This is a genomic window from Methanobrevibacter sp. UBA412 (assembly GCA_002495685.1).
GTDB lineage: Archaea > Methanobacteriota > Methanobacteria > Methanobacteriales > Methanobacteriaceae > Methanobrevibacter_A > Methanobrevibacter_A acididurans.
The window spans coordinates 446-17,295 of record DAGJ01000006.1 but is presented as its reverse complement, the minus strand read 5'-3'; the positions used below and the strand labels follow the sequence as shown (position 1 = coordinate 17,295).

Sequence of the window (16,850 nt, the reverse complement as noted above, 5' to 3'; positions counted from 1 at the left end):
ATATAAATATATTAGCTCCACTTAATATATCAAATTTACTATTTCTAAATCATAATTAAAGCCATAACAAAGCTTAAAAAAATTATGAGACAAAATATTTCAAAAAATAAAATCAACTAAGTTTTTGACAGAGCCAATATAAGGCTTAAATCAAAAGAATCTTAAAAAAATAATAAATATATTGAAAGATATTTTAATTTTTGTATTTAATCTCAAAGCTTATTTAAAAATAGCTAAATAAGTTCATACAGTTATAATTCTAAAAATATCACTTCTAAAATCTTTATTAAACACCATTTTTTTTAGATAAATTTAAAATCAACAATTATATAATTTATAAAAATAATAATCATATAGTATGACTGATTCACTTTTTTGTCCAGACTGCGGTATGCTTAAATCTAATTGTATATGTGATAAATCAAAGAATAAAAGCATAATCCGCGAAACACCTAACCCTGTAAAATATTCTAAAAATACTAATTATAAAACTAAAACATTTCATAAACCATTAAATAGTAAACCATACCGTATTGAAGACAATATACAATCACAAAGCCAGGTTCATGCCTTAACTAAAGAGTATCCTTTTATTGATAAGGATATTATAAAGAACTTTCCATTTAAACAACCTCGATATGGTCAATTTGACATTATCCAAGAACTTCTTGATGCAATTGATGATGGTTATAAATACATTATCTTAGAAGCAGGTACAGGTACTGGTAAAAGTGTTATAGCTTCCACACTTGCTAAAATCATTGGAAGTGCATTTATTCTAACACGTACTAAACAATTACAGGGACAATACAATGGTGAATTCGGATTCCCCATAGTGAAAGGACGGGGAAATTTCTCATGCATAAATGAAGATGATATAAATAACTGTAATATGGGTACTTGTAGAACTAGTTTAGGAGAAGAAAAATTCGCATGTCCTTATGGATTAACACCTAATAAAGCATTTGGAAGTGTTGAAGCATTTAATAGTCAAGGAGAAGTATTATTCTTCAATGGTGATACTCCATGTAATTATTGGAAACAAAAAGCTGATGGAGTTAATTCCCCTATAACAGTTATGAATTATGATTATGCAACATTAGAATTTAATCACGTGAAACACTTCCATAAACGTGACTTACTCGTATTAGATGAAGCACATAATGTTGAAAATATTCTAATGAAACTATTAGAAGTACAATTAGATAATTCAATTTTAAAAGAAGAAATTGGTAAACGTTTAACACCAGAAACTTTAAAAGATGGAGAAATTGAAGATTGGATTATAGAATTAGATGCAATAATTAAATCATATAAAGATATAAGAATTAGGGATTTAGCTAAGTATAAAGCTGAAAAGGTTAAAGAAACTATTAATCAATTGAAAGATTTAAAGGAAAACTTAATAAATGATAGTTCTAATTGGATAATAGATGCAAATGCAAAAGAGGGTATGGTGACTTTTAAACCTTTAAAAGTGGATAGAATAGCTAAAAAATACTTATTACAATATGGTGACACTGTACTCTTTATGAGTGCAACAATACTTTCAAAAAAATTGTTCTGCAAATGGTTAGGGATAAAACAAGAAGAAGCATACTTCTTAAAAGTACCAACACCATTTAAAACTGAAAATCGTCCCATAATTTTAGATTTTGCTGGAGAAATGACTAATAGAAAGATTAAAAGATCACAAGTAAAAGCATTACCAATTATAAGAAAAATATTAAGTAAACATGAAAATGAGAAAGGATTAATCCATACTAATAGTTACTCAAATATGGATTATATAATACAAAATTTACCAAGTTCAAGATTAATGTATCATAACCCTAGAAATCGTGAAAGAATCTTACATGAATTTGAAGAAAACAATGAAAATGCAGTACTAGTTTCACCTTCTATGAATGAAGGAGTGGACTTACCATATGACAAGTGCAGATTCCAAATTATATATAAAATACCTTACCCTAATTTAAAGGATAAACAGATTGCTATAAGAAAGAAGGAACGTTGGTGGTATGAATATAAAACAACTGTTACTTTAATGCAAACTTATGGAAGAGGAATGCGTGCAGATGATGATTACTGCACTACTTATATTATAGATAAATCATTAAAATCAATAATGAATCGTCCACTTTTCAAGAAATTAATACAAGACTCCTTTAAAGAAGCAATAATTAATCCAGAAGAATTATAAAAAATTTTAATTCTTTTTTTAGCTATTTTAATGTTTTAAAATAAAGATAAATACTATTTTTAAATTTTTTTTATGAAAATATTTTGATTCAGAAAAAGAAGAAAAAGAAAATAAATTAAGTTTAAAAGAGCAATCTTTTTTCACATCATATAAAATGTTATAAAATTAAGAAAAGATTTAATATGAAAATATAATATTATATATGAAAGGTTATAACATCAAAGTAAGATTAAAAAATTTTAAGCCAATAACTTGGCGTGATCTAATCATACCCTCAAATATTACTTTTAAAGGATTGCATGAAATAATTCAAATTATAATGGGATTCGATAATTCTCACTTATATGATTTTTCATTTAAGGATTCAAGATATAATATAATTGATTTTGAAACAAATGAAGACCAATTTTTAGCTTTTGATAGTGATTCTGTTTGTATTAACAAATTTTTTGATAATTATAAAAAAATTGGGTATACTTATAATTATTTTTATATGTGGGATATGACTATTGAAATTAAGGGTGAAGTTGATTTTAATAAAGATTACCCTGAATTTATACGATTTAAAGGGAATAATTTAATAGATGATAGTTATGAAATTAATAATATTATTAGTTCCATTTCTAAAAAATTTGGAAATCCTAATGAGATAGATGCTGAAAAAGTCAATGAATTTTTAATAGAAAAAATTCAATATAATCCAGAGCAAACTCAAAATGTATTAAAAGAATTAAATTTAAGAAAAGTTAGTGGAAAAATTTTAGAAGAAAGTGATGAAGTTTTTAATAAAATTTATGAAGAAAAGAAAAAATTTAAAAAATTTTTACATGATGCAAGTATATCAAAAAAAGGTTTAAGTAATGAAAAGATTGAAAAAAAGGAAACAGATTATCAAAGCAAATTATTTTAGACTTTTTATATAAATAATTTGATTCATAAAAAGAAGAAAAAGAAAATTAAATTTTAAATTTTGTTTTTAATCTGTTACTGTTATACGTGTACCTGATCCTGCTTCATCAAAAATAAATGTTCCGCCGTAGGTACAGTATGCACGGTATTGGCCTGGGTATAAATTGATTGGTAATTGGTATTCTCCATTACTGTCAGTTGTAACATTATAGATTTTACTTGCACCATCACTTAAACGTGTTAAGTTTAATGAAATTGTTTGACCTGATAAGCCTTCACCTGTAAACTTACTGTAAAGTTTACCTGTGAACTTAGATCCTGCATTATATGGTTGAGTAAATCTATTAGCAGTTAAGACAGTACTAACTTTATCACTTGAATTTTCAAAAACACTTATAGTGTTAAGGCAAGAGTAATTTCCATACTTAGCAATTGCTTTATAATATCCAGCATATAAATTAATAGGTAAACTAAATCTACCATCACTATCAGTACTTACAATATAATCCTTACTTTGACCATTAGTTAAACGAATTAAAATTAAAGTCACAGTTTTATTACTTAAAATTTCACCATCAGCTCCAAATAACACTCCACTATAAGGTGTGCTTTCACCATAAACCTTAGTTAAGTTTTCACCATAAATACCTTCCTTAGCACTAACATTCACAGATAATGTTAATAATTGATTATCAACATTAACTGTTACATTAACTAATCCAGTTAAAATTCCACTAGTAAAAGTAGAAGTAACATTATTTCTTAAAACACCTAAATATTTTATGATATCTCCATTAGCACTTGTATAATTATAAATACAATAAGGTAAAGATTCTTCACTTAATAAATCACTAACTGTTCCATTATCATAATGTTGGAATTTAAGATATAAACTTGTAGAATCACCAATATTAATATTAGATGGATCAGCACTAAGTGATAATATTATCCAATTACTTAAATTTACAATATGACCTTGAGTAAAGTTTTCATACTTATAAATTAAATTAGAACCCTCAAATGGTGTGTTATTTCCCCACCAATTATTATCAGCACTTAAATTACCTAAATAAAAGATTGCACTACCATTAAGTGAAGTATTATTTACAAAACTACAATAATTAGCATAAACATTTTCTCCAAATATTGCACCAGCACGGAGACTTGCATTATTAAATCTAAAATTAGTTAAATAATTAATAGATTCACCAATTACATGACAAATTGCTCCACCATTAAATTCTGCAGAATTCTTACTAAAGTAAGAGTCATTATTAATATTAGTACCATTAACAATGAAAATTGCACCACCATTTAATGCTTTATTATTTATAAAGGTAGATTTAAAGTTAGTTAAATTTCCTATATTATTAATTAAGATTGCACCACCACTATAAGTTGCAGTATTATCTTGAAATCCTACGTGATTATTAATAATCATACCATTAGATATTCCAATTGCTCCTCCAGCAAAACTTGCACTATTATTAAAGAAAAATGTTTCGAAGTTATCTATTATACCCTCTTCAAGATAGATTGCTCCACCAGTAGATTCATATTCTTCAGTTAAATTTTCAGCAACATTACCTGTGAAAATAGTAGAAGTACTATTTATATCCCCATAAGTAAGACAGATTGCTCCACCACAACGAGCAGAATTATCAGTAAATTTTGTATTATTATTAATTATATCTCCATAACCAATAAGTTCTCCACTTGTAAGGTTTTCTTGACCTATACGAATAGCTCCACCATTAATTTTAGCAGTATTATTAATGAAAATACAATTTGTATTTGTAACATAATCAGCATAAATTATCTTAATAGCACCACCACAATCACTTACAAAGTTATTTGTGAAATTAGAGTTAAGATTACTAATATTCCCTTCATACATACTTATTGCTCCACCTTCAAATGCAGAGTTACTTGTAAAGTTAGAATTATAATTTTCTAAGGATCCATTACTTAATCTTATAGCACCACCACTACCATTAACCATGGATGCAGTGTTATCTTCAAAATTAGTTAAATTATTAAAAATAGTACCATTAGTAGAGCATATTGCACCACCATTAAAATTTGCAGTGTTATTAATAAAATCAGTGTTAAGATTATAAATATCACAGTTAGTACTATTTGTTAAATTATCATAATTAGCATCACTATCAGCAAAGATTGCCCCACCATAACTAGCAGTATTATTAATAAAATCAGAGTTAATGTTAAGAACATCTCCTATTTCAATACGTATAGCTCCACCATAATTACTTGCATTATTTAAATAGAATACAGTTTCATTATTACTGATTATACAGAAAGGAACATAAATAGCCCCACCACTTTTTAATGCAGTGTTTTTATAAAAAATCACATTAACATTATAGATTATACCACAAATAGTTGAATCTATTGCTCCACCAAAATCAGCAGTATTCCCTCCAAAGAATACATGATCATTAAAAACAGTACTATTATGTGCTTCAACTGCTCCTCCAGAGAAACTTGCAGTATTATTAATGAAATTAACATAACTATTATTCATTACTCCATTAAAAATGGTAATTGCACCACCAGTAGAATTAATACGTCCTGAAAAACCAGTAACCGTATTAGAATAGAAACTAGAATTAATATTTGAAATATTACCTCTAATTACACATATAGCACCAGCAACACCAGCACTATTATTTAAATAAACAGTGTTATTATTTAAAAGACTTCCTCTAAATAAATAAACAGCCCCACCAATATCTTGAGCATGATTTTTCTTAAATACTGAATTATTTATTATGAGATTTGAATTAAAAGCAAAAATAGCACTACCAGATTCCGCAGTATTATTATAGAAATAACAATTATTAAATATTAAATTATTAGAATCTGCAAAAATAGCACTTGAACTATTAATAAAAGTTAAACCATTAAAATTAACACTACAATTTCCAGTACTGAACACATAACCAGTATTGGAACTAGTTAAACTAACATTACCAATATTATTTGCAGTTAAAGTTAAATTCTTACTTATACTTTGATTTACAAGATTATATGTACCATCACCAAAGATTATACATCCATTATCTGTAATTTTATCATAAGCACTGGACCAATTACTAGCATCACTACTATTGGCTCCACTTCCTGTACCATTAGGACTAATATAAATAATATTACTATTATTACTAGCTAAATTATCCACACCATCTCCAGAATTGTATTCAACCCATTATCACTTAACAGGTTACTTTCATCCCCTACATTAGTAAAGGTAACATTACTTGTATTAGTACTAAAATTAGTAAAATCATCATTAACAGCAGACACACTACTTATAACAATGAAAAACACTAACAATAAACTAATGCTTATTAAGGATTTCTTAAACTTCACCTTATATTTCTCCTATAAAAAAAAATAAAACAATGAATAAATCCTATAAAAAAAAGATTAAAAATCTTTCTTAATAAATTTATATGAGAAAATCTTTAAAACATTGAATAAATAACTTCCTATTTAACTCTCACCAAAAAAAATTTAGAAAACCTTAAAAAAAAAGTATAAAATAAAAACTTAAACAGTATTTAAATTAAGAGGAAACTTAATTAAGATACTAGAACCTTTACTAGGTTTTAAATCAATTAACTCCCCACCAATTTGACTAGTTAAATTTTGTAAAATAGTCATACCTAAACTATTACTAGAATTAATATCTAAATCATCAGGCAAACCAACACCATCATCACAAACATTTTAAAAACATACCCTCATCGCTACGTTTCAACTTAATACTTAAATGACCTTTACTATCACCGGGGAAAGCATACTTAATAGTGTTTAAAATCAATTCATTAATCATTAAACCTAAAGGAATAATAATATCCATATCTAATTCAATATCCTCAATATCTGTGATTAATTTAATATTATTAGTACCATATAAATTAAAAATTTGAGAAGCTTGAGTAACAATATAATCATTAACATTAGCACTCTCTAAATTACCAGACTGATAAGTCTTATCATGAATCAAAGCCATACTATTAATACGATCAATAGTATTCCAAATAGTACTCTCAGGATCATCCTTATTAAAATGTAAATCAATATTTAAAAGACTAACAATAAGTTGTAAATTATTCTTAACCCTATGATGAACCTCTTTAAGCAAAATCTCCTTCTCACCAATACCCTTCTTAATCTTATCACTATTTTCTTCTAATTGCTTACGAATAATAATTATGTCAGTAACATCCTGAACACATGTAACAATCCACCGGTAACTAGGATCATACTCACTAACTTGAGCAAAACTATAAATAACTAAATACTTAACATTCCCTTTATGAGTACTGATTTTAAAAGTTTTCTCATGAAGAAAATCACAATCCCCATTTAATAAACCCTCAAAAATTTCTCGATCATCATCATTCATATATTCATCGAAAATATTATAACCTTGAGGAATCTTCTCCACTTCCTCCGAATCAAATTCAAGAATATTATAAATCTCATCATCCCAACCGAAAAAACCTCTATTATCCCCATGTAATAATGCGAACTTATTAAGCTTCTGACAAACTACTAAATTATCATGCAAAATTTTACCTTGCTCAACAGTCTTGTTAAAACTGGTAATATCTGAAAAATTAAACTTAACAGCTAATTTACCATTATGAAATTCAGGACTAAGATAAGCAATAAAATAACAAGGAGAACCTTTATCAGTTTCAAATTTAACCTCACCAGAATAAGATAAAACTTCCCCTTTAATAATATTATCATAAATTTTTAACCATTCACTCTTAGAAACACCCTTAAAACTCATATCCTCAAAAGTCAAAGGTGAAATAGAATACATTTTTTCCAAATCAACAAACTTCTGATTCTTCTTTATAAACATATAATCCTGACTAATAGCAGAAGCAAGATTAAATTGATAAAATTCTTTAAATTCATCATTAATAAATGAATTATTCACATCTTCATGAGTATATAATGCATAAATCAAACCTTGAATTTTAAATAACTTAGCTTCATAACTTAAAACAAGATTATCATTTAAATCTTGCACTATTAATTTAAAATTAACAGTAATATCTTCTTGATAAACCTTCTTTAAAGAATTAACAAAACCTAATTCAAAATAAATTGGTAAAAGTTCAGATAATAAGCATCCTGAAAACTTTTCTAAATTTTCACCTCTTAAACTATCATCATCCTTATTTTTAGCTAAGTATTCTATAATAAAATCAGTACAATCCTCATTTAAAGGTTCATAAATATCTACAGCATAATCTGAAAAATTAAATAATGCTTGAAAATCAATCTCCTTAACATTATGAAAAGTTTCAGGAACACCTGTAAAATCTTTAACATTATCTATAGTAACTGTTTTAAATGAATCAGAATTTCCCTTCTCAAAATAAATCACATTCAAAGGACCCTTAATCTTCATAGACAACACCATTCTTATTAAAAACTAATCTAACATGCAAACCATTATATGAAGGGATTACACTAATTTTACCCCCAATTTGATGAGTTAAAGTTTGAATTAAAGTAAAACCTAAACTTGATAAATCACTGAAAACATTAGAATCACTTAAACCAACACCATCATCTTGAATATTGAAAATAATATCCTCCTCATTTAATCTTAAATTAATCCATAAATTACCCTCATCATTATGATTAGGGAAAGCATATTTAATCACATTTTCAATTAAAATATTTAAAATCAAACTAAAAGGAATAATAATATCATTTGGTAATTCAATATCATCAATTTTTAAATGAAGATTAATATTTGGCTTATTAGAGTTAAGTAAAAGACGTTTAGATAAATCTTCTAAGTAATGATGAATATTAACACCATTTAAACTAGAGGATTCATAAGTTTTCTCATGCATTAAGGAAATAGTTTGAATATAACCTTTAGTGTTAATTAAAGTTTCTAATGGATTACCTTTATTATAACGCATGTCAAGATTTAATAAACTTAAAATAATTTGTAAATTATCCTTAACTTGATGATGAACTCCTTTTAATAATAATCCTTTCTCATTTAACAATTCACTTAATTTTTCATTAGATCTTTTTAATTCCTCATCAGATTCATGAATTTCACTAAGATCCTGTAAAATTGAAGATATCTGAGATTTAGAATCATCCTCTAAATCTTTCATATAAACTGCATGATAAGATAAAAATTTATCATTACCTGAATAACTTTTAACTGGAACATAAACATTAAATAAATAATCATATTTTTCAGGATTAAGTTTAAAATCATTTAAAGCCTTTTTATGATTATCAGAAATTATATTATACAAAATAGAGTCTAATGAAACATTTGCCCGATTATCCTGAGGAACTTCTAAAATATCATATATCATAGGACTCCAATCATTTAAATCATTAACTGGACCATAACGTATCGCAAACCTTGAAGATTCTTGAACTAAATCTAAATCTCTCTTATAAGATTCAGCTTTTAATTCAGATCGACGAGTATTACTTATATCAAAACAAGTAAATTGGATTAATATTTCCCCTTTAACTGTAATAGGAGTTAAATAAACTTTAAAATAGAAAAATTCATGAGTGAATAAACTATGATAAACAATTTCATCCTCATATAAATTTAAATCTTTATTCATAATTTTATCATAAATATTTAACCATTCTTCATGATTTAAGTTTCTGAAATGTAAGTCTTCAAAATTAGTTGGCCCTATATTATATTTTTCATGAAATTCTAAAATTGCATTATTTCTTTTAACAATTTTTTTATCTTTAACCCAAAAAACACATTGAACATCCTCATTATTTGGTTTAAAATAATTTTGATTTGAAATTGAATATATATTTTCACATATTATGAAAACTAAACCTTTTTCTGCATAAATTTTCTGTTTTTCCTGTAAATATAAATGGTTATTATGATAAAAGGATATGATTAAATCTGTTACTTTCCCATTAGTGTATGCATCTTTTAAGTAAGTGAAGTATTTACTGTTACCCATATTTGGTAAAACTTCTTTAAATCTTTGTGATAGCACTTCATAAGGATATAAATCAATACCCTCCCACATTTTAGATTTATGGATAAAAATAAAGTCTTCACCTTCAAGGTAAGGTGATAAAATATTTGCAGAAATACCTAATTCTTCTATTAATCTTTTTTTAGGAAACTCGGGAGTTAAATATTTAATTGATGAAGGTTTAACTAAATTTGGTTTAGGAAACTCTAATGTATATTCTTCATTTTCTTCATCATTTTTTTCTATTATTTTTATTGTAATCATATGGATATCCTACTAAAAAAAAATTTGGTTTTAATTTTTTGGGAAAATGATTTGTAAAGCCATACCGTTACTCGGTTTTAAATTAGTAAAACTACCTTCTAATTGTTGAGTTAATGTTTGAACAATTACCATGCCTAAAGTACTTGGATTTGTAATATTTAAATCTTCAGGCAATCCTATACCATTATCTGAAATTACTAATTTATAATTATTTTCATCATTTGTAAATAGTATATTTAATTCACCTTCACAGTTATCTGGAAAAGCATATTTTATAGTGTTTAATACTAATTCATTAATTATTAAACCTAAAGGAGTTACAATATCTATATCTAATCCTTTATCTAACACATTTAAATTTACTTTAATATTACCATAACTATAAACTTCAATTAATTTACTTACTAAAGATTTAATAAAGTCATGAATATTAATTAAATCTACAGCATTATATTTTAACGTTTTATTATACATTAAAGCCATAGAATTAATACGATCACGAGTATTATGAATAGTTACATTAGGATTATCCCTGTTAAAATGTAAATCTAAACGTAGGTAACTTAAAATTATTTGTAAATTATTCTTAACCCTATGATGAACTTCTCTTAAGAGCATCTTTTTATCTTCTAATAAGTCCAATAATTGTTTATTTTTCTCTTTTAACTCTAATTCTTCAACATATGTATCTGTAATATCTCTTACTAAACTAACTAAATAAGTTGAATTATAATCAGCATCATCATGTTTAACTATAGCACTAATATAGAAGTATTTAATATGATTTTTAGATGTTACAACTTTAAATTGGGATTTAAAAACATCATCCTCTGTTTTCGCATTTTTCGCCCAATCATAAAACTTTTTCCTCTCATTTCCACTTATATATCGATCTAATACATTTTCATTATCTTTAACCCTACTAATTTCATCTATACTCATTTCTAAAAGATTATAAATTTCAGGAGTCCAATAAAGATTACCTTTACTATTTGAACGTAAAATAGCACATTTATTTAAAAGATTCACATTATAAAGATGTTCTTCTAATCTACGAACATTTGTCTCTTCTTGTCTAAAATTAGTAACATCAATTAAGTTAACCTTAATTGCAGCTTTATTATCAAATAATGTGAAAGATAAATACATATCATAATAAGTAGTATCACCAGTAATATAATTAGAATATCTTACAGACCCATTATAATTTAGTAAATCACAACTTAAAATCTTATCATAAATATTTAACCATTCATTATATGTTAATCCTTCAAATTTAATATCTTCAAATGTAAATGGTCGTAGGGAACCATTATCATGTTCCATTAAATTAAAAGCACTATTTTTACAAACAATTTTTTATTTTGAATAATGAAAGATCCTTGAGTATATTCATTAAAAATATCTAAGTCAAACTTATTAACTGCTGCAGAACTCATGATACTAGTTAAAATTAATAAATCATCTTCACGAAGTAAAGTATTATCTAAAGTGTATTTTAATTCCCCATCAACAAAAATTGCATGCTTATAATCAATTCTTTCATTATCAAAGTAAGCTTTTTTCATTAAATCTAGAATCCTTAGATTATGGGCAAAAAGATAGAAAACTTCACTATATTTATGTCCTATTACTTCGTCATTAGAAACATGAAAATGATTTCTCAAATATTCAGACATTAAATCATGAATAAAATCTTCACCATCACTGGTTGGATGTAAAATACTCACCCCATAATCTAAATCTTCAAATAATCCATTATAAGGTAAATTTTTAACTGGATAAGATGGAGTATTTAAATTTAAAAAATCAGTTCCGTCCTTTTCATAGTGAAAAGATGCAGAATATGTTAAATTATTCCCTAAAAAAAGATAAATTTCAATCATAATACTCCCTCATCATATTCATTTACAGGATAAACAATTTTAAGAGTACATCCATTTAAATTATCTATTTGAATTAATTCACCATTTATTTGTGAAACTAAACTATTAACTATAGTGAAACCAGAAGTATTTTCAGATTTTAAAATATTAAATCCTTCAGGTAAACCTTTACCATTATCTGAAATGATTAAATTGAATTCATCATTTTTCTTATAAAATTTAATTTTAATTAAAGCTTTATCAAATTCTTCATCAAAGGCATGCTTTATACTATTATGGATTAATTCATTTATAATTAAACCTAAAGGAACAATATTATTCATATTTATTTCAATATCTTCAACATCCAAAACCCTATCAATGTATTGTAAGTAATGACGATTTAAAATATAATTTACTTCTGATTTTATGAAATCATGAATATTTAAACTGTTTAAATTATCAGATTTATAAATATATTCATGAATCAAAGCAATACTGTTAATACGATTAATACTATTTTGAATAACTAAATCTGGATTATTCTTATAGTATTTTAAATCTAAATCCAATGAATTAATAATAATATTTAAATTACTATTTATACGAGTTTGAACTTCATTAATTAAAACTTCCTTATCCTGTAATAATTTCTGCAAATCATTATTAGCTTCAATAATCTCACCCCTATTATTAACAGAACTAGTAATATCTTGAACAACACTAATAATATAATCTAAATTAGGATTACCAACATCAGAATTAACATAAAAAAGGTTACTAGTTAAATACTTCTTATTACCCTTAAAAGTAGTCACAGGATAAGTAAAAGATAAAGAATCATTTTTACTATTAGAATTATTAACAAAAGAATAAAAAGTATTCTTAATATTTAAAGGCACATAATCATCTAAGACATCAGCCCCTTCAGGAATAATAGAAGGATCAGGAATCTCAAGAATATTATAAATCTCAGAACTATAATTAATAAATTCTTCACGTGTTCTAAACATAATAGCAAATTTACCTATACCTTGAACAATCCGTAAATTCTCTAAAAACTCATTATATTTAATCCTAGCAAGAATTTCACGAGTAACATTCACACAATTAACCTTAACACCAGGAACATCATTACGAGTGAAAGGAGAAAAATAAGCATTAAAAAAAGCTTTATCCTGAGTAATAGGATTATTATAAACTATAATATCCTCAAAAAATAATCTATCACGATTAATTAACTCATTATAAATACGCAACCACTCACCATTAGAAATATCCTTAAATTGAATATCCTTAAAAGTGAAAGGTTTAAGATAATTATTATCCTGCTCCATACGCAAAAAAGCCTGATTCTTTAAAATGATTTTTTTATTCTGAATAAAGAAAATACCTTGAGAATAATTTTTAAAAACCTTATTATGCTTTTGAGTTCGAATATTATGAGTTTTAATATTTTTACTAATTAAAAAAAAGAGATTACCTTCACGGTAAGTTTTAAAATGAAAACTATACTTTAAAACTTCATTTTTTGAAATTCGAACCTCAAAATCAACAGATTTATCATTATTATAAGATTTTTTAATTAAATCTAAAAGCCCAACAGCCTTTAATAAGGGAAAAGTATCACCAGTTAATTGTCCAATGAAATTTAAATCATTAATATTATTAATAGTGTCAAAGTTAGATAATTTAACAATAATAAAATCATCTTTAACTTTAGAATAAGATAAAATATTAACACCTAAATCTTTTTCATTGAAAAGTTTAGGATAAACTAAATCAGGAACTGGATAATTCTGATCAGTTTCAATAGAAAAATCAGCCCATGATTTAAAATTCACAGCTTGATCGATTCCCAAATCGTTTTTCTCAATTAGTCTTAAATTAAACATTGTCCCTTTTAAAGAATAAATAAAAATATTCACAAAAATACTAATTAATTAATATATAATATTAAATTTATTATTTAATAAGTTTACGGATTAGCTTAAAAAACTAAATAATTTAAAATTTCCAATTAAAAGAATAATAAAAAATAAGAAAAAATAAAGGTTTAAATTTTAACTAGTAACTGTTATACTTGTTGATGCACTACTATCTGAATACTTAGAATTACCACCAAAACTACATTGTGCACTATACACACCAGAATATAAACAGATTTCTAATTGATACTCACCATTATAATCAGTATTCGCCCAATAAACTTTACTTTGACCTTGAGTATTAGAAAGTTTAATAGCAATATGTTGACCAATAAGAGGGTTTCCATTAGCATCTAAGAGTTTTCCAGTGAAGTTTTGACCTGCACCATAAGGTTCACTAAACTTATTAGCAGATAAAACAGATTTAGTAATGCTTGAATTTTTCATTACACTTATAGTATTAAGACATGAATATTTACCATAACTTGCAAGTGCAGTATACTCTCCAGGATAAAGGTTGATTTCTAATTGATACTCACCTTTAACATCAGTAGTGGCAGAGTAAATTTTGCTTTAACCTTGAGTATTAGAAAGTTTAATAGAAACATGTTGACCAATTATAGGGTTTCCATCATCTCCAATAAGTTTTCCAGTGTAATTTTCAAATGATCCATAAACCATTGTAAGGTTTTCACCATATATTCCACCAGTAGTCCCTGTACAATTATTAATATATATACTTTCAATTCCACTACTTGGATTGTAAGTATTATCTCCTTCAAATAATATTTCACAGTATATTGACCTGGAGTGTAATTAGATAAAGTCATATAAGCTTTACCATAAGTATTAGTAGTGAGTGTGAAACTTGTCCCATTTATATTTACTTGAATGGTTTTATTTGCTAATGGTTTATTATTATAGTTTAAATCAAATTCTAAAATATTAGTATCATCATCAAAATCCATATCTAAATCTGTACTAGATTTACTGGAGTTAGATATTATAATAGTTTCGGTTTTATTAATTCCACTAACTTTATCAGTACCAAGATAAGAATAATTTACAGTATATTGGCCTGGAGTGTAATTAGTTAAAGTCATATAAGCTTTACCATTAAGATTAGTAGTAACAGTGAAACTAGTACCATTAATATTAACATTAATAACCTGATTAGCTAAAGCTTGGTCATTAATAGATAAGTCAAATTCTAAAATATTAGTATCATCATCAAAATCCATATCCAATTCAGTATTGAGTTTACCTGATGAATTAGTTATTATTATAGTTTCAGTTCTATTAGCTCCTGCTACTTTATCAGTGCCAAGATAAGAGTAAGATACTATATAATAACCTGGAGCATAATTAGATAAAGTCTTGTAAGCTTTACCATTAATATCAGTAGTAACAGTGAAACTAGTACCATTAATATTAACATTAATAACCTGATTAGCTAAAGCATAATCATTACTCTTCAATTCAAACTCTAAAATATTAGTATCATCATCAAAATCCATATCCAATTCAGTTGTAGATTTACCTGATGAATTTGTAATACTTATATAATCAACACCGTTATCCCCTTATATTTATCATTTCCTAATAAGAATAAGTTACAGTATAACGACCAGTTGCATAATTAGTTAAAGTCATATAAGCTTTACCATTAACATTAGTAGTTAAAGTGAAACTAATACCATTAATATCCCCATTAATAACTTGATTAGCTAAAGGTATTTTATTATTCTTTAATTCGAACTCTAAAATATTAGTATCATCATCAAAATCCATATCTAATTCTGTTTTGAGTTTAGTATTATCTGTAATTGTAATAGTTTTGGATCCTGAAAATCCATTAATAGAATCATTACCAGAATAAGAATATGATACTATATAATTACCCGGTGCATAATTAGTTAAAGTTTTATAAGCTCTCCTTCGTAATTAGTTGTAAGACTAAAAGATGTCCCATTAATATCTCCAGTGATGATTTGATTAGGTAAATCAATATCATTACTTGATAAGTCAAATTCTAATGTATTATTTGAATTCTCAAAGTCCATATCTATATATGAATTTGCTTTAGAATTTGCTTCTACTGCAATAATTTGATTTTCATTTTCACTTAAAATATTATTATTAGGTTCATAATTATTTGTGTTAACTTCATTGGGAATAGTTAATAAGCCCTGTGAAGAATCTCCATCCACAAGATTATTTGAGGTTTCTAAATTCACAGAATTCTGTGAATTATTATTTACAATACTTATATCTTCACTATTAGTTGGATCTACATTGTCAGTTGCAGATACACAACTGATTCCCATAATACATATTATGGAAAACGTTAAGAGTATTAGTATTGATTTTTTTAAAATTTTCATTTTAAATTACTCCTAAAATATAATTTTAAAAAGAAAACTTGAATATATTCTTTTTAGTAATTGATAATATTGAATACTTAGTATATACATTTTACTATTTAATTCAAAAAGATTGAATAGTCTGGATTATTATTAAAAATTTCGAGAGTAATAAAACTATTTAATTTGAGAAAAAAATATTAAATATAACATTTTTAAGGATATAAAAATAAGTTAAAGTAACATTTAGTAAGAATAAGAATTTTTGTATA

General features: G+C 25.5%; 14 protein-coding genes. 2 read left to right on the top strand and 12 right to left on the bottom strand.

Annotation, left to right across the window (positions count from 1 at the left end; all coding sequences use genetic code 11):
• Positions 1–358 precede the first annotated feature (358 nt).
• Positions 359–2,203 carry a helicase C-terminal domain-containing protein gene (locus BP997_RS01570; RefSeq protein WP_413828741.1) on the top strand — a complete coding sequence of 615 codons (1,845 nt, stop codon included), beginning with the start codon at positions 359–361 and terminating at the stop codon, positions 2,201–2,203.
• A gap of 202 nt (positions 2,204–2,405) precedes the next feature.
• Positions 2,406–3,113, top strand: coding sequence for a plasmid pRiA4b ORF-3 family protein (locus BP997_RS01565; RefSeq protein WP_413828739.1), 708 nt, complete (start codon positions 2,406–2,408; stop codon positions 3,111–3,113).
• Positions 3,114–3,179: 66 nt separating this feature from the next.
• On the opposite strand, the gene BP997_RS01560 is transcribed toward BP997_RS01565, so the two are convergent.
• From BP997_RS01560 to BP997_RS01505, 12 genes are all read right to left on the bottom strand, one after another.
• Positions 3,180–6,314, bottom strand: a complete 3,135-nt coding sequence (locus BP997_RS01560) for a beta strand repeat-containing protein (RefSeq protein ID WP_413828737.1) — start codon at positions 6,312–6,314, stop codon at positions 3,180–3,182.
• On the bottom strand, positions 6,302–6,505 hold the full coding sequence (locus BP997_RS01555) for a hypothetical protein (protein ID WP_413828735.1): 204 nt from the start codon (positions 6,503–6,505) through the stop codon (positions 6,302–6,304). Before BP997_RS01555 ends, BP997_RS01560 begins: the two co-directional genes overlap by 13 nt.
• 180 nt (positions 6,506–6,685) lie before the next feature.
• Entirely contained in the window at positions 6,686–6,841 is a 156-nt protein-coding gene (locus BP997_RS01550; RefSeq protein ID WP_413828733.1) for a hypothetical protein, read from the bottom strand.
• Positions 6,842–6,854: 13 nt separating this feature from the next.
• On the bottom strand, positions 6,855–8,570 hold the full coding sequence (locus BP997_RS01545; protein ID WP_413828731.1) for a sensor histidine kinase: 1,716 nt from the start codon (positions 8,568–8,570) through the stop codon (positions 6,855–6,857).
• Positions 8,560–10,422, bottom strand: a complete 1,863-nt coding sequence (locus BP997_RS01540) for a sensor histidine kinase (RefSeq protein ID WP_413828729.1) — start codon at positions 10,420–10,422, stop codon at positions 8,560–8,562. The genes BP997_RS01545 and BP997_RS01540 overlap by 11 nt, the downstream gene beginning before the upstream one ends.
• Before the next feature lie 30 nt (positions 10,423–10,452).
• On the bottom strand, positions 10,453–11,748 hold the full coding sequence (locus tag BP997_RS01535) for a histidine kinase dimerization/phosphoacceptor domain -containing protein (RefSeq protein ID WP_413828727.1): 1,296 nt from the start codon (positions 11,746–11,748) through the stop codon (positions 10,453–10,455).
• Positions 11,748–12,308 (bottom strand): hypothetical protein, encoded by a 561-nt coding sequence (locus BP997_RS01530; RefSeq protein ID WP_413828725.1) that lies wholly within the window; start codon positions 12,306–12,308, stop codon positions 11,748–11,750. The genes BP997_RS01535 and BP997_RS01530 overlap by 1 nt, the downstream gene beginning before the upstream one ends.
• Positions 12,305–14,182, bottom strand: coding sequence for a sensor histidine kinase (locus BP997_RS01525; RefSeq protein WP_413828723.1), 1,878 nt, complete (start codon positions 14,180–14,182; stop codon positions 12,305–12,307). Before BP997_RS01525 ends, BP997_RS01530 begins: the two co-directional genes overlap by 4 nt.
• A 168-nt stretch (positions 14,183–14,350) precedes the next feature.
• Positions 14,351–14,662 (bottom strand): hypothetical protein, encoded by a 312-nt coding sequence (locus BP997_RS01520; protein ID WP_413828721.1) that lies wholly within the window; start codon positions 14,660–14,662, stop codon positions 14,351–14,353.
• A gap of 170 nt (positions 14,663–14,832) precedes the next feature.
• On the bottom strand, positions 14,833–15,732 hold the full coding sequence (locus tag BP997_RS01515; protein WP_413828719.1) for a hypothetical protein: 900 nt from the start codon (positions 15,730–15,732) through the stop codon (positions 14,833–14,835).
• Between the two features lie 82 nt (positions 15,733–15,814).
• The gene (locus tag BP997_RS01510; protein WP_413828717.1) at positions 15,815–16,006 is read right to left on the bottom strand and encodes a hypothetical protein; all 192 of its coding nucleotides are present in this window, start codon (positions 16,004–16,006) and stop codon (positions 15,815–15,817) included.
• 125 nt (positions 16,007–16,131) lie between these two features.
• A complete protein-coding gene (locus BP997_RS01505; protein WP_413828715.1) occupies positions 16,132–16,599 on the bottom strand; it encodes a hypothetical protein in 468 nt (155 codons plus the stop codon).
• Positions 16,600–16,850: the final 251 nt, after the last annotated feature.

Excerpts from the sequence above, each read along its gene's own strand:
- BP997_RS01530 (WP_413828725.1), bottom strand. The coding sequence starts at position 12,308 with ATGATTGAAATTTATCTTTTTTTAGGGAATAATTTAACATATTCTGCA.
- BP997_RS01510 (WP_413828717.1), bottom strand. The coding sequence starts at position 16,006 with ATGGATTTTGATGATGATACTAATATTTTAGAGTTCGAATTAAAGAAT.
- BP997_RS01525 (WP_413828723.1), bottom strand. The coding sequence starts at position 14,182 with ATGTTTAATTTAAGACTAATTGAGAAAAACGATTTGGGAATCGATCAA.
- BP997_RS01515 (WP_413828719.1), bottom strand. The coding sequence starts at position 15,732 with ATGGATTTTGATGATGATACTAATATTTTAGAGTTTGAATTGAAGAGT.
- BP997_RS01520 (WP_413828721.1), bottom strand. The coding sequence starts at position 14,662 with ATGAAAAATTCAAGCATTACTAAATCTGTTTTATCTGCTAATAAGTTT.
- BP997_RS01505 (WP_413828715.1), bottom strand. The coding sequence starts at position 16,599 with ATGAAAATTTTAAAAAAATCAATACTAATACTCTTAACGTTTTCCATA.
- BP997_RS01570 (WP_413828741.1), top strand. The coding sequence starts at position 359 with ATGACTGATTCACTTTTTTGTCCAGACTGCGGTATGCTTAAATCTAAT.
- BP997_RS01545 (WP_413828731.1), bottom strand. The coding sequence starts at position 8,570 with ATGAAGATTAAGGGTCCTTTGAATGTGATTTATTTTGAGAAGGGAAAT.
- BP997_RS01540 (WP_413828729.1), bottom strand. The coding sequence starts at position 10,422 with ATGATTACAATAAAAATAATAGAAAAAAATGATGAAGAAAATGAAGAA.
- BP997_RS01535 (WP_413828727.1), bottom strand. The coding sequence starts at position 11,748 with ATGGAACATGATAATGGTTCCCTACGACCATTTACATTTGAAGATATT.
- BP997_RS01565 (WP_413828739.1), top strand. The coding sequence starts at position 2,406 with ATGAAAGGTTATAACATCAAAGTAAGATTAAAAAATTTTAAGCCAATA.